Annotated in this window: 14 protein-coding genes; all 14 read right to left on the bottom strand. The window is 63.1% G+C overall.

The features are described 5' to 3' along the window. Window positions 1-654: 654 nt before the first annotated feature. On the bottom strand, window positions 655-2,910 hold the full coding sequence (locus DWQ09_04330) for a GNAT family N-acetyltransferase (protein ID KAA3629481.1): 2,256 nt from the start codon (window positions 2,908-2,910) through the stop codon (window positions 655-657). Window positions 2,911-3,075: 165 nt separating this feature from the next. After that, window positions 3,076-4,080, bottom strand: a complete 1,005-nt coding sequence (locus tag DWQ09_04325) for an ATP-grasp domain-containing protein (GenBank protein KAA3629480.1) — start codon at window positions 4,078-4,080, stop codon at window positions 3,076-3,078. Between the two features lie 12 nt (window positions 4,081-4,092). After that, window positions 4,093-5,088 carry a D-alanine--D-alanine ligase gene (locus DWQ09_04320; GenBank protein ID KAA3629479.1) on the bottom strand — a complete coding sequence of 332 codons (996 nt, stop codon included), beginning with the start codon at window positions 5,086-5,088 and terminating at the stop codon, window positions 4,093-4,095. Then, window positions 5,079-6,353: a KamA family radical SAM protein gene (locus tag DWQ09_04315; protein KAA3629847.1), complete on the bottom strand. Its 1,275-nt coding sequence runs from the start codon at window positions 6,351-6,353 to the stop codon at window positions 5,079-5,081. The genes DWQ09_04320 and DWQ09_04315 overlap by 10 nt, the downstream gene beginning before the upstream one ends. 317 nt (window positions 6,354-6,670) lie before the next feature. After that, the gene (gene ccmI / locus DWQ09_04310) at window positions 6,671-7,882 is read right to left on the bottom strand and encodes a c-type cytochrome biogenesis protein CcmI (GenBank protein KAA3629478.1); all 1,212 of its coding nucleotides are present in this window, start codon (window positions 7,880-7,882) and stop codon (window positions 6,671-6,673) included. Further along, a complete protein-coding gene (locus tag DWQ09_04305) occupies window positions 7,879-8,349 on the bottom strand; it encodes a cytochrome c-type biogenesis protein CcmH (GenBank protein KAA3629477.1) in 471 nt (156 codons plus the stop codon). Before DWQ09_04305 ends, ccmI begins: the two co-directional genes overlap by 4 nt. Next, the gene (locus tag DWQ09_04300; protein ID KAA3629476.1) at window positions 8,349-8,885 is read right to left on the bottom strand and encodes a DsbE family thiol:disulfide interchange protein; all 537 of its coding nucleotides are present in this window, start codon (window positions 8,883-8,885) and stop codon (window positions 8,349-8,351) included. The genes DWQ09_04305 and DWQ09_04300 overlap by 1 nt, the downstream gene beginning before the upstream one ends. Continuing rightward, a complete protein-coding gene (locus DWQ09_04295) occupies window positions 8,882-10,867 on the bottom strand; it encodes a heme lyase CcmF/NrfE family subunit (GenBank protein ID KAA3629475.1) in 1,986 nt (661 codons plus the stop codon). The genes DWQ09_04300 and DWQ09_04295 overlap by 4 nt, the downstream gene beginning before the upstream one ends. 11 nt (window positions 10,868-10,878) lie before the next feature. Then, window positions 10,879-11,340 carry a cytochrome c maturation protein CcmE gene (locus DWQ09_04290; protein ID KAA3629474.1) on the bottom strand — a complete coding sequence of 154 codons (462 nt, stop codon included), beginning with the start codon at window positions 11,338-11,340 and terminating at the stop codon, window positions 10,879-10,881. Next, on the bottom strand, window positions 11,337-11,504 hold the full coding sequence (gene ccmD, locus DWQ09_04285; GenBank protein KAA3629473.1) for a heme exporter protein CcmD: 168 nt from the start codon (window positions 11,502-11,504) through the stop codon (window positions 11,337-11,339). The genes DWQ09_04290 and ccmD overlap by 4 nt, the downstream gene beginning before the upstream one ends. Next, window positions 11,501-12,259, bottom strand: a complete 759-nt coding sequence (locus DWQ09_04280) for a heme ABC transporter permease (GenBank protein KAA3629472.1) — start codon at window positions 12,257-12,259, stop codon at window positions 11,501-11,503. Before DWQ09_04280 ends, ccmD begins: the two co-directional genes overlap by 4 nt. Window positions 12,260-12,281: 22 nt before the next feature. After that, window positions 12,282-12,953, bottom strand: a complete 672-nt coding sequence (gene ccmB, locus DWQ09_04275) for a heme exporter protein CcmB (protein KAA3629471.1) — start codon at window positions 12,951-12,953, stop codon at window positions 12,282-12,284. A gap of 7 nt (window positions 12,954-12,960) precedes the next feature. Beyond that, window positions 12,961-13,620, bottom strand: a complete 660-nt coding sequence (locus DWQ09_04270) for a cytochrome c biogenesis heme-transporting ATPase CcmA (GenBank protein KAA3629470.1) — start codon at window positions 13,618-13,620, stop codon at window positions 12,961-12,963. 121 nt (window positions 13,621-13,741) lie between these two features. After that, window positions 13,742-14,125, bottom strand: a complete 384-nt coding sequence (locus DWQ09_04265; GenBank protein ID KAA3629469.1) for a DUF302 domain-containing protein — start codon at window positions 14,123-14,125, stop codon at window positions 13,742-13,744. Window positions 14,126-14,202: the final 77 nt, after the last annotated feature.

Raw genomic sequence — 14,202 nt, 5'->3', positions numbered from 1 at the left:
GATGGGAGTTGTTCCCGCTATGCCTCGATTTTTTCTCGCCCTTCATCGTCAACACCCTGCAGAAGATGTGTCATCACAAGGTGCAGCAGCCGGGCGGGATCGAGGGAGCGGTGCACTGGGACGTTGGCAACATACCAGCTAAAGCTCAGCACGTTGCGTAGGAAGGTTGCAGAATTGAGACAGCTGCCGAAGCTGATAAAGACTTAAGAAAGGTTAGAACCTATCTCAAAAATCCCCTTCAGCACAGCCGAGCACCGGAGCGATCAGCGGAACCAAGCGAGCGCATGTTTGAGTGATCCCTCAGGGATCGCGAGTTCGTGAACGCCGCTGAGCGCGGAGGCGCGCAGGGAACCCGCCAAAGGCGGACTGCGCTGTGGGATGTCATTTCCTTTGGCTACTTTTGGATCCAGACGGCCCGTGGTCTGGACCTTTCAGGCGCACTAATGTGCGCCCAATTTCGTTCCCGACGAAATTGTCTTTGGACAAGCAAAGACCAATTCGACGGGATCGAATTGGGGCATCCGAAGGTTGCCCGCAGGGCGAAGACCATGGATGGTCTGAGTCTCACAGTAGTTCGACTTCGGGGGCGGACTCCCCAATTCAATAAACACGCGGCGTAGCCGCACAACTTGACCTCAATCCAATCCTACTGGCTCACAAAAACCGCTTGGCAAAAATCACCTTGCTGTCGCCGATGCGGAAATAATCCATCAACTCTGCAACCTGGCGATACCCGCAGCGGCGATAGAAGCTGCGCGCCGGACGGTAGTGATCGCGACCCGAGGTGTCGACAAAGAGAATCGCGCAACCAAGTTCCACCAGCCGCTCCTCGGTCCGTGTCATCAGCTCCCGGCCTACACCGCCACGTTGCTGACCCGGGTCCACGGCCAACCAATAAAGATCGTAACGCCCCTCGGTGCCCGGGATGGGACCGAAGCAGGCGTAACCCAGCAGTCTCCCCTCCGCCTCGGCAAAGAGAAAGTGATAGCCCGACTCCACCCCGTGCGCCAGGCGCGCCTCGACCAGTTCCCTGGCGATCGCTACCTCCTCGCTGCTGAACACGCCGGTCGCCGCAACCAACGCCCGTACCGCCTCGGCATCCTCCTCGCGTACCGTCTCGCGCCAGGTAACAGCTGAAGTGGGTGCACGCAGCGAACGCTTGCGGCGCCGCGCAGCAGCGGGCGTCGCGGCGCCCTGATCCAGACCAACGAAAAACGAACGTGCGTTGACCCCCAGGGTACGCACCCGGTAACCGCCCTCCTGCACCACCAGCGTGGGCAATCCCAGACCGCCGATCAGCTTGCCGATGCGCACGAAATCGGGTGCTCGATTGGACCATGAACCGGTGGGATCACCGTTCGCGGTGTCGAAACCGGCCGCCACCACCAGAAAATCGGGCCGGAACTGCTCGATACGCCGCAGGGCTCGCACCAGCGCGCGTCGATAGTGCTCGGCATCCAATGCTTCCGGCAACGGGATGTTGAGATTGAATCCGGCGCCGGCGCCAACACCCTCCTCGTCGGCAAAACCGCTGAAGTAGGGATAGGCAAAACTGGGATGACCGTGCAGCGAGACGGTCAGCACATCGCGCCGATCATAGAAGATATCCTGCGTGCCATTGCCATGGTGGTAATCGATATCGAGTACCGCCACCAGCCCGTAACGGCTCAGATAATTGGCCGCAACCGCCGCGTTGTTGAAGTAGCAGAAACCACCGAAGGCACTGCGCTCAGCGTGATGACCGGGCGGGCGCACCAGCGCATAGGCGAAGCGCCGCCCGCCGACCAGTTGCGCGGCGGCGGTGAGCGAACAATCCACCGCGCGTTCGGCCGCAGGATAGGCGTTGCCGTTGATGGGCGTGAAGGTATCGATGCAAAAATAGCCGGCGCGCAGCGGCAGGTCGCGTGGGGGGCGCGTTTGATTGCGGATCGGGAAGACATAGGGGTAGGCCGAACGCTTCACGCCCACCTGCGCGCAGGCGCGGCGCAGGTAATCCACCAGCTGCCCGTCGTGCACCGCCCGGATATGGCTCTGCGGATAGTGCTGAGGCTCGAAGCGCTCGAACAGACCGGTGGGTTCCAGCGCCTTGAGGATCGCCGAGATCCGTACCGGCGCTTCGACGTAGCCGCGTTCGCGCACGTGATGGATATCGTGCTTGTCGTTCACCACCAGCGCGATCGGTGCAGTGCGCTGGGGCACGACCAAAGGCGGCTCACCGCTGAGGTAACGTTGCGCACGCAGTTGCACAGGATCGTCACTAAAGGAGCCGACCACCTTGCGCACATATTCGGGGGGACAGAGATCGCCGTACTTGCGCTCGAGGATTGCGCGTACGACGGTACGCACCTGATCGCGGCTGGGCATTTGCTCCTGGCCCAGACCATCGAAGACCAGGTAAGGCGGATTGTCATCTTCGGGGTTGAGCGGCGTTTCATACGCAGTGTTGGCCACCGGGCGCGCGCCGTAGGACTCGTAGAACTTCAAGCGTTTGGCATTCTCACGACGAATGGCCGGATCACGCGACAACGCGGGATCGTCGGGCAAACATTCAAAAAAGATGCCCATGGCGCCCAGCGCCGCCGCCTCTTCACGAACACGCTCGTAGAGCGCTCCGCCAATGCCGGAGCCGGAACGCTTGGCCGAGGTGGCGATGAAATCGAGATAGCAAAAACGCAGATCCGGCGCATGGAGCAGCAGCGCAAAGCCGCGCACCCGTTCGCGTTCGTCCTCCGCGACGAGCAGCACCGGGCGAAAGCGTTGGCGGAAGGGATCGCGCAGCGCTACGGGAAGTTTATCGATCTCCTCCTGGGCCAGCGCTGGAAAGCGTTCGCGCAGAATGGCCTGAACCTGGATCACGGTCGCGGCATTGGCCGGTGTGGTATCACCGGGCACGTGGCGGATACGAAACATCTAGGAGACTGTCCGGGTTGTGGGCACCGTCACGAGAGCGCGGCACCGCGAGCCATTTCTGGCGTTCATTGGAGAAGCGTAGTGGGCGCTGCGCGACGAGCAGGAGCGCCGGCAAGGGCCGCTGTGGGACACTCGCAGCAGGTGATCCATTGTTCGGGCAGACTCCTAGGCCGCCCGGCGGTTGTGCCGCACCGGCAGCAGGCGCTCGATCAGGGCAGTGTAATTGAGGTCGGCCTGGGCGGCCGCGGCGACATATCCGGCGTCGGGCGTCAGGCACGGGTTGGCGTTGATCTCCAGCACCCAGGGGTTTCCGTGATCATCGACGCGCAGATCGACCCGCGCATAACCGCGCAACCCAAAGAGGCCCCAGCACCGCAGTGCCACCGCCTGCAGTCTGGCAATCAGCTTGTCGTCGCGCCGCGGAAAATCGAAACGCCGCCGGGTGCCGAGGTACGCGGCGCTCTGCGCTGCCCACTTGGCCTCGTAGTCGACGATACGGGGGCGATCCGGAGGAAAATCAACGAACTCGATCTCCGCCACCGGCAACACCTCCGGCCCCTGCGGACCTGCGAGCAGGCTCACGTTGAATTCGCGCCCGTCGATATAGCGTTCGGCGAACCATTCACCGCCGCAGCGCGCGCTGCGCGAACGCAGGCGGGCGGCGAGCACACCGGGTTCGTCCACCACGCTCTCGGCATCGAGCCCCACCGAAGCGTCTTCGGCCACCGGTTTGATGATCCACGGGCCGTCGGCGAACTCATGGCACTCCTTCAAATCACCCGTCGCGCACCATTCCGGCGTGGGGATGCCGGCGTCGCGCATCATCCGCTTGGCGAGCAGCTTGTCGCCGGTGGTAACCACGGCCCGACTGCCGCAGCCGGTAAAGGGTAGGCGCAGATGTTCCAGCAACTCCGCTGCCCAATGCAGCAGGCGCGCATCGCCGTCCACCGATTCCACGAGATTGAACACCAGCGCCGGGCGCAACTCTCTCAAGCGACTCACCACCGCCTGCAGTTGCAGATCAAAAGTGAGCCTGTGCGTCGTCCACCCCAACTGCTCCAGCGCCCGGCTCACCGCCTGCACCTGCGCCAGCGTATCGAGTCTGTCCGGGGCCGCATCGCGTGATACCGCATCGTGCAGTACCACAGCGACGTTGGGTGCGCGTTCCATCAACCGTTCATCTCAAGCGGCGACCGAGCGGGTCAAGCCATGACGCTGAACGGCCGAGTCGACAATGGCATCGATCAACCACGCATGATCGTGGCCCATCAGCCGCGCCAGAATCACCAGATCGGAGCGCACCGGATGCAGACCCGCCAGCGGATTGACCTCCATGAACTGCGGGATGCCGCGGCCGTTGGAGCGCAGGTCCACGCGCCCGCCATCCTCGCAGCGCAGCACCCGCCACGCGGCCAGCGCGGTCTCGGCGGCCATGCGCGCTTCGGCGTCATCGACACGGCGGTAGACAACACGATCCTCGTAGTGCTCCTTGTTCTCGAACGAATAACCAAAGGCCTCGGCGTGGTCGGTAAAGAGGATCTCCATCACGCCGACCGAGCGCGCCTCCGCTCCGCTGCCCAGGATACCGACCGTGAACTCGCGGCCCGGCAGATAATGCTCCAGCAGCACCGGCTGCTGAAAACGCTGCAGCAGATCACGGCACACCGCGTTGAGTTGCCGTGGCCAGGTGATGTGCGACCTGGCACTGATGCCTTTACCGGTACCCTCGGCCAACGGCTTGGCAAACAGCGGGTAGTCGAGATCCACCGTCGCCAGGTCGGCTTCGCCGTAGATCACCGTGAAGGCGGCGGTCGGAATGCCGTGATCGCGCACGATGCGCTTGGTCATCCCCTTGTCCAGGGTGAGCGCCAGGGTGAGCGGATCGGAGAAGGTGTAGGGAATCTCGTAGGCCTCCAGCAGTGCCGGCACCTGCGCCTCGCGGGCCAGCCCGCGCAAGCCTTCGGCGATGTTGAACACCAGATCCCAGCGCTCGCCCGCCACCAGGCGCGCGGCCAATGCGCGCACGTGACCAATCGGCACAACCTCGTGGCCGCGACGCTCCAGAGCGCCACGGATGGCCGCGACGGTATCGGGGCTGTCGAACTCCGCGGTCTCCTCCTCGCCGTAACCGGCCGCGAGATACTCCTCGCGCAGATCGTAGGTCATGCCTATGCGCATGGCGTTGCCTCCCCTCCAGGATCCTGCGGATCGGGATAACGGTAGTGGTTGCCTTCGAAGTTCTGCAACAGCAGATCGTCACCCTCGCGCCCGACGCGATATTCCGGCAGCAGCGGAATCTTGCCGCCGCCGCCCGGCGCGTCGATGACGTAGGTGGGCACCGCGTAACCGGTGGTGTGACCACGCAGGCCGCGCATGATCTCCAGGCCCCGCTCCACCGAGGTGCGAAAATGCGCCGAGCCGTGAATCGGATCGCACTGGTAGAGATAGTAGGGCCGCACGCGGCGCATCAACAGGCCGTGATAGAGCTGTTTCAGCGTCGCCACCTCGTCGTTGATCCCCTTCAGCAGCACCGTCTGACTGCCAAGCGGAATACCCGCGTCGGCCAGGCGTGCGCAGGCCTCGCTCACCTCGGGACTCAGCTCATCGGGATGAGTAAAGTGAATGCTCATCCACAGCGGATGATAGCGGCGCAGCATACGCGTCAGGTTGCGGGTGATACGCATCGGCAGCACCGCGGGCACCTTGGTGCCGATGCGGATGAACTCCACATGCGGAATACGCCGCAAGCGGCTCAGCAGCCACTCGAGCTTGTCGTCGGAGAGGGTCAGCGGATCGCCACCCGAGAGCAGCACATCGCGGATCTCGGGGTGCGCCTCGATATAGGCGATGGCGCGCTCCCATTGCGAGGTGCCGAACTCGTACTCGCCGCTCTCGCCCACCATGCGCGAGCGCGTGCAGTAGCGGCAATAGGTCGAGCAGAAGGGCGAGGTCAGAAACAGCACCCGATCCGGGTAACGGTGCACCAGTCCCGGTACGGCGGTATGGCCGTCCTCGCCCAGGGGATCGCTCGCCTCGCCGGGCGTCTTCAGATATTCGTCGCCCACCGGAATATGAGTGCGGCGCAACGGATTGAGGGCATCGCCCAGATTCATCCTGCTGGCGTAGTACGGCGTGATACTGACCGGCAGCGGCCCTTCGTGACGGGCAATGGCGGCGCGTTCGTCTTGTGAAAGAGCGAAGATGCGTTCCAGCTCACGCAGATCGCGAATGCGGTGGCGCAGCTGCCAGCGCCAGTCACTCCACTCGGCGCTGTTCGTTTGCGTGAAATAGCGGCGACGGAACGCCTGACTCTGGGGACTGATGGGGAAACGGGAGGCCCGCGCGAGTGAGGCGACGCGAGGCGCATGAAAAAGGGGGAGGGAGATTACGTTTTCGGCGGCGTGGCCCGAACTCGGAGGCTCCTCAGCCTGATCGTCAATCAGACAGGTTGGATCTTGATTGGAGGGGGGACGGCCACCTCGCTGGATGATTCGGGTCTTCACTTCATCAGTTCTCCCAACGACAGAATCACGTTTTCGCCTGCCCCCCTTGCCGACCTGTTTTTCTCACAAGCGGGGCTGTGGCGGCGCTAATCTGCGGTGCGCGAAATACAAAAGCAATAGGCAGTAGAACAGAATTTTTTTATGAGCGTCTTACGCTCCTGGTGTACCCCCGGCAGACAGCGAAAACGCGATAAAAGGAGGCGTTGGGATGGGAGAGAAAAGTAGGGGTGCAGGCGCAAGCTGCGCCTCCAACCGCTTCACTGCACACGCTGATCGATGATCAGTTTAACCGGTTCACCTGAGCGCACCGGTACCTGGGCGATACTGCCTTGAAGATCGCCCGTCTGCGCCACCGCGTTACCCGATTTCGATACGCGTGCGCTGACCGTCACCTGCTGCTGGGAAGAGAGTTTGCGCTCCGCCATCATCGCCTGCGTATCATCGAGGGTAACGGTCGTCGGCAGGTCCTTGACCTGCAGACGCACCGCCGCCAACGGCATCGGTGGTCCCTGATCGGGGCGGGCAAAGACGAACACCGTGTCCTCCGGGGCGGCCTGCGCGCTCAGTCCTGCGGCCAGTTCCACCGCGACCACCACCTTGGCCTCGCTGACGGCGGTTACGGATGGCACGGCGCTGTTGCCCTGCAGCTCCCCCTGGACGCGGGCTATGGCATCGTTGACCACGCTGGCATTGTCGCTCTCGGGGGGCAACAGCGAGGCCAGCCTGCGCCACACCGCCACCGCCGAGGCACGCTCTCCCCCCTGATAGGCGGCGATACCGGCCAGCCACAACGCCTTGGTGTTTTCGGGGTCGAGGCGCAGCGCCTCCCTGATCAGCTCCACCGGTCGGCCAGCCATGCTGGCACCGGCGGCCATGGAAAGGGCCTCGGCATAATCGGCCAGCAGTTCGGGTTGATCACTGGCCAGAGCGTAGGCCTTTGCGTAGGCCTGCACCGCTTCAGCATAACGCTCCATCACCAGATAGGAACGCCCCAGCATTACCCATCCCGTCGGGTCATCGGGATTTTTCTCCATGCGCTCGGCAAGACGCGTCACCATCTCCTCCACGGAGGGACCGCGATCCTCGGCCTGGGCAGGGACTCCGTCGATCAAGTGACGGGCACCGAGCTGCCAGTAGAGACCTCCCGCCAACACCGGCAAGGCCAGCGCGACGGCGATCGCCACCCAACGGCCACCCGGGCGGGCACTCCCCTCGATCTCCCCGCCGTCGTCTGCGGTATTCTCCAGAAGGTCGCGCTCCAGTTCGGCGCGCGCCTGCTGGTGTTGCGTCTCGTCGATGGCACCCTCGGCGAGATCCGCATCCAGCTCGCTGAGACGTTCGCGATGGATTACCACGTTGAGTTCCTGGCGTGTTTCGGCACTGCCCCGCCCACGGCCCAGCAACGGCGGCAGCACCAGTCCCAGCGCAGCCAACACCATGGCGGCAGCGATGATCGTAAAGAGGGTCATGAATTTTTGTTCCGGTTGTCGTCCAGGAGATCGTCGAGACGCTGGCGATCGGTGTTGGAGAGTTCAGAGGCCACCGCGGGTTTGGCCGCGCTGGAACGGATGAACCGAACCAACAGGATCAATCCGACGACCCCGATCAGAAAGGGACCGAACCAGAGCAGTGCCGTGGAGGTGTTGACCGGCGGACGGTAGAGCACGAAGTCGCCATAACGCGCCACCATGAAATCGACGACCTGCTGTTTGTCCTGGCCCTCGTTCAACATCTTGTGGATCTCGTTGCGCAGATCCTTGGCCAGGTCGGCGTTGGAATCGGCGATATTCTGGTTCTGACACACCAGGCAGCGCAGCTCGAAGGTGAGCTCCTTGAAGGCCTCCTCCTGTTGCGCATTCGCAAACTCATAGACTTCGATGGCGGCACCGGCCGCACCCGAGATCAGCAGAACCAACAGCGCCAGATAGTGCCGCATCACCCCTTCTCCTCCTGGATCAACCGGATCTTGGGCAGGATCTTCTGCTCCCAATCCTCGGGGCTGATGGGTCCGATGTGTTTGTAGCGGATCATGCCGCTGCGATCGACGACGAAGGTCTCGGGCACGCCGTAGACACCCCAATCGATTCCGACGCGGCCCTTTTCATCGAAGGCGCTGTCCACATAGGGATTGCCCAGTCGCGCCAGCCACTCCTGCGCCGCCGGACGGGTGTCCTTGTAATTGAGCCCGTAGATCGGCACCACGCCCTTGCGGGCGATCTCCACCAGCAGCGGGTGCTCCTGGCGACACGCCACGCACCAGCTGGCCCAGACGTTGAAAAGCGTCACCCCGCCCTGCAGATTCTGTCTGGAGACGCTCTTCTCGGGATCGCTCAGGGCGGGCAGGGAGAACTCCGGCGCTGGCTTGTTGATCAGCGGGGAAGGAACCTCGCGCGGATTGAGCCCAAGCCCGGCGCCGAACAGGATCACCAGGCCGATGAACAGCGCCAGGGGCACCAGGAAACGCGCCTTCATGCGCGCACCTCGGCGCCGCCGGTCGTGGCGCTGGTGGCCGCGACCCGCTGCCGGCGTGCCAAGCGGTAGCGGCGATCGCTGGCGGCCAGCAGACCGCCGATCACCATGAACACCCCACCGAACCAGATCCAGCGTTGGAACGGCTTATGATAGACGCGCACCGCCCAGGCGCCGTTCTCCAGCGGTTCGCCCAGGGCGACGTAGATATCACGGAACAGACCGGGATCGATGGCCGCCTCAGTCATCGGCATGCGCTGTACCGTGTAGATGCGCTTTTCGGGTAACAGCGTGGTGACCGCCCGCCCCTCCTTCAACACTCTGACCTGCCCGTGGGAAGTGGTGTAGTTGGGGCCGCGCCCCTGTTTGACACCATCGAAAACGAAGGTATAGCCGCCCATCTCGACGCTATCGCCCGGCGCCATGCGCAGGTCGCGCTCGATGCTGTAACCATCGGCCAGCGTCACTCCGACGATAAAGACCGCCACCCCGAGATGACCCAGGCTCATGCCGTAGTGGTGGCGCGGCAGACTGCGCAGACCTTCCAGCAAACTGCCCTTGTTTCCGGCGTGGCTCAGCAGATCCTGGACCGTGGCGGCGACCGCCCACACCGCCGCCGCCAATCCCAGCGCCACCATCGGCGCCAACTCGCCCCCCGCCCAATAGGCGAGGATCAGACCCAGCACCACAGCCACCATAAAGGCCAACCGCAATTCGCGGACGGTCTTGCGCGGCTCGTCCTGTTTCCAGCGCACCATCGGGCCGATGCCCATGAGAAAGACCAGCGGCAGCATCAGCGGCACAAAGACCGCGTTGAAATAGGGTGGGCCGACCGAGAGCTTGCCCATGCCCAGCGCGTCGATCACCAGGGGGTAGATGGTCCCCAGCAACACTGTCGCCGTCACCACCAGCAGGATGACGTTGTTGGTCAACAGCAGCGTCTCCCGGGAATAGAGCCGGAAACTGCCGGTGCTTGTCACCTTTGGCGCGCGCCACGCGTAGAGCAGCAGCGAAGAGCCGATCACCACCGCCAGAAAACCGAGGATAAAGATGCCGCGTGTCGGATCGGTAGCGAAGGCATGCACCGAGGTCAGCACGCCCGAGCGCACCAGGAAAGTGCCGAGCAGACTCAGCGAAAAGGCGAAGATGGCGAGCAGTACCGTCCAGTTCTTGAAGACGCTGCGCTTGTCGGTCACCGCCAGTGAGTGGATCAACGCGGTACCCACCAGCCACGGCATGAACGAGGCGTTTTCCACTGGGTCCCAGAACCACCAGCCGCCCCAACCCAGCTCGTAATAGGCCCACCAGCTACCCAATGTGATGCCGGCGGTGAGAAAGACCCACGCCACCGTGGTCCAGGGCCGCGACCAGCGCGCCCAGGCCGCGTCCAGCCTGCCGCTGAGCAGCGCTGCGATCGCAAACGCAAACGCCACCGAGAAACCGACATAGCCCATGTAGAGCATGGGCGGATGCACCACCAGGCCAAAGTCCTGCAGCAGCGGATTGAGATCGCGCCCATCGGCCGGCGGCAATGCCAACCGGGCGAAGGGGTTGGAGGTAAGCAGCAAGAACAGCAGAAAACCGATGCCCACCAGCCCCAGGACTGCCAATACGCGGGCGACCATGTCGCGCGGCAGATTACGGCTCAGACTGGCCACCGCCGCACCCCAGCCGGCAAGGATCAGCACCCACAACAGCAACGAACCCTCGTGTCCGCCCCAGACGGCCGAGATGCGGTACTGGATGGGGAGCCCCGAGTTGGAATTGTTCGCCGCGTAGGCGACCGAGAAATCATTGGTGACGAAACTGTAGGTCAGCGCAGCAAAGGCCAACGCCAGAAACAGAAACTGACCCCAGGCGACGGGACGCGCCAACGCGATCCAGCCCGGGATGCCCTTGGCGGCACCGACCAGCGGCACCACGCCCTGGATCAGCGCCAGACAGAGCGCCAGCACCAGGGCAAAGTGACCCAACTCAGGAATCATCTCTCATACCCTCACTTCTGATCGTGGGGATTGGCCAGCGTCGTCCCGGCCTTCTGCGCCGCCTTGATGGCGCTCTCCACCTCGGGCGGCATGTAGGCCTCGTCGTGCTTGGCCAGCACCTCTTCCGCGTAGAAGATGCCGTCCCCGCCCAGTTTGCCCTTGGTCACCACCCCCTGCCCCTCGTTGAAAAGATCAGGCAGGATGCCGGTGTAGCTCACGGTGACGCTCTTGGCGGTATCGGTGACCATGAAATTCACGGTGAGACCATCCTCACGCCGCACAATGCTGCCCTCCTCCACCAGCCCGCCCAGCCGAAACGCCCGGTCGAGCGGCGCCTCTTTAGCGAGCACCTGTGTCGGGCTGAAGAAATAGGCGATATTGCTCTGCAAGGCGTTCAGCACCAATACCGCGGCAATGCCCACCGCCACCACGGCCGCACCTACAAAAACGAATCGTTTGTGTCTGGCTTTCATTGTCCTGCCTCTGCGCGCATACGCATTAATCGACCCGCACGCGCCAGAATGGTTCGACGCTTGCGCCGCAATTGAATGATTTCGGCGACCAGCAGCACCACGCAGGCCCCGTACGAGCACCAGACATAGAAGGCATAACCGCCCTGGTTGAGGAACTCCATCATCGTCCGCCCTCCTGCCTGATCTGCTGTCCGACCCATTCACTGTCCGCCTCGCGCTCGAGAATGATACTGCGTACCCGCATCAAGGCGGTCACGAAGGAGTACATCCAGAAAGCGAAGGTCAGGGTCAACATGGCGAAGAGAATGTCGGGGTCTATCTGCGACATGGAGGAGCGCTGATGCAACGCGGCGCACTGGTTGGGATCGGGGCAGTTGATCGACCAGAAGATCACCGGAATGCAGACCAGGCCGACGATGGCGAGCAGCGCCGCAGCGCGATCGGCGCGGCGACTGTCATCGATGGCCGAATGCAGCGCCAGATAGCCCCCGTAGAGAAAAAACAGTATCAGCTCCGAAGTGAGCCGCGGGTCCCAGTCCCACCAGGTACCCCAGCTCGGGCGCCCCCAGAACGAGCCGGACCAGAGCGCAATAAAGGTGAAGATCGCCCCGGTGGGCGCCACGGCCGCCGCCATCATGTAGGAGAGGCGGGTGTTGAAGATCAGCCCGATGGCCGACCAGCCCGCCAGCACCACATAGAGCCACATCGACATCCAGGCAGCCGGGACATGCACAAAGATGATGCGATAGTACTCCTTCTGCGGGTTGCTGCCGCCGAGGCGATCCGGGGTCTCGAAAAAGCCCCAGTAGAGCCCCACCACCAGCGTGATCACCGTCAGCACGACGAACCAGGGAATCAGCCGTCCCGCCAATGGGTAAAAGGTGGTCGGCGACGCGTATCGGTACCAGCTGAAATTCATGAGGATTGCCTAGTTCCTATGCTTATTCGATGGAGATGCGCAGCGCCACCGCCGACGCCAGGGGTGAAAACACCAGCGCCAAAATCAGGAAGGCCGCCAACAACGCCAGGAAAGGCTGCACATCGGAAAATCCCAGGGTGCTGACACCTACCGCCCCCGACCCATATACCAAAACGGGGATGTAGAGCGGTAGCACCAGCAGCGACAACAAAATACCGCCACCGCGCAGCCCCAGCGTCAATGCGGCGCCGATGGCACCGACCAGACTCAGCACGGGCGTCCCCAGCAACAGGGAGAGCATCATAACGCCAAGCGCCACATCGGGAAGCCCATACTGCAGCCCGATCAACGGCGCGACCAGCACCAGCGGCAACCCCGTCAATAACCAGTGGGCGAACACCTTTCCCAAAACCAGTACCGCCAGTGGCTGCGGGGTCAGCAGCATCTGCTCCAGCGTGCCATCGGCGTAATCGCCTGCGAAAAGCCGTTCCAGGGCCAGCATCGAGGCGAGGAGCGCGGCCACCCACACCACGCCCGGTCCGAGTTGCTGGAGCACCTGTTTTTCGGTGCCCACTCCCAGCGGAAACAGGCTGACCACGATAATGAAAAAAAACAGCGTGGTCAGAAACTCGGTGCGACGGCGCATGGCCAGGGTGATATCGCGGCGTACGATGCAGAGGAAGGTCTGTAACATGCCTGACTCAGCCGCCCAGATCCAGTGTCTGGATCTGGCTCGAAGTGAGCGCCACTTCCTGATGCGTGGTCAACACCGCCATCCCGCCCTGCTCCACATGCTCGACGATCAGCGCCTGCAGCAGATCCACCGCGCCGGCATCGAGGGCGGTGAAGGGTTCGTCCAGAATCCACAGGCTCGCCTCCGACAGCAGCAAGCGCGCCAGGGCCACCCGTTTCCTCTGACCCTGTGACAGCACCTTGGCGGGCAGATCCTCGAAGCCGGCCAATCCCAGCCGTTTCAGCGCCTCCCACACCTGCGCGGCGGTGACACTGTCGCCATCGAGGGTCGCGGCAATCTGCAGGTTTTCGATCCCGGTCAGCTCGTGCTTGATGCCGTTCAGATGCCCCAGGTAGAGCACCTCGCGGAAGTACTCCTCACGCAGGGAGCGAATGCAGCTGCCATCCCAGCGGATTTCACCCTCCTGGGGCTCGAACAGCCCGCACAGGGCGCGCAGCAGGGTGGTTTTGCCGCAGCCGTTGGGTCCGCGGACGTGGAGCAGCGTCCCGGCTTCGAGCACAAAGTCGAGATGGGTGATCAGGCGCCGATTACCACGGGTGCACTCGAGGTCAACCGCCTCCAGCCGGTGGGGCGTGACCTGGACCCCGGAGCTGGGCACCTCCGTCATGATTGGCATCGATTCGGTGGTCAACTGGGCGAATTGTGGCATCTGGGATGCCGCATTCTACCCGATCGGCCGCCAAATTGGGCCTGATCCGGATCAAGGACGGCCGGGTGAAGAGCGGTGACTACAAGGCATCCCGCACGCGCAGCAGGCGCGCCTTGACCTCCTGGGCAAACGGCTTCATGTCGTCGCGCCCGACAATCGAGAGCATGACGTCGGCGTCGATGAAAAGAACATCAATACCCCCATCCTCCCCCTCACGCACCACCACGTTGCAGGGCAACAACAAACCGATATCGGGCTCCGATTCCAATGCCTGGTGCGCCAGCGGCGGATTGCAGGCACCGAGAATCACATAGGGACGCCGCTCAACACCGAGCTTGGCCTTCAATGTGGCTTTGACATCGATTTCGGTCAGCACCCCGAAGCCCTCGGTTTTCAACGCCTCGGTGACCTTGGTCACTGCGTCATCGAAACCGCCATCAACCCGCTTGGAAAAACCGTACATAAACCACACCTCACTATTTCGCGTAGGACAGGTACAACAGTAGAGGGCGACGACGGCCGGCACAAGCGCCAACCGTC

The organism is Pseudomonadota bacterium (assembly GCA_008501635.1).
Taxonomy (GTDB): domain Bacteria; phylum Pseudomonadota; class Gammaproteobacteria; order QQUJ01; family QQUJ01; genus QQUJ01.
Note: the sequence above shows the minus strand (reverse complement) of the source record. Positions and strands in the feature narration are given on the sequence as shown.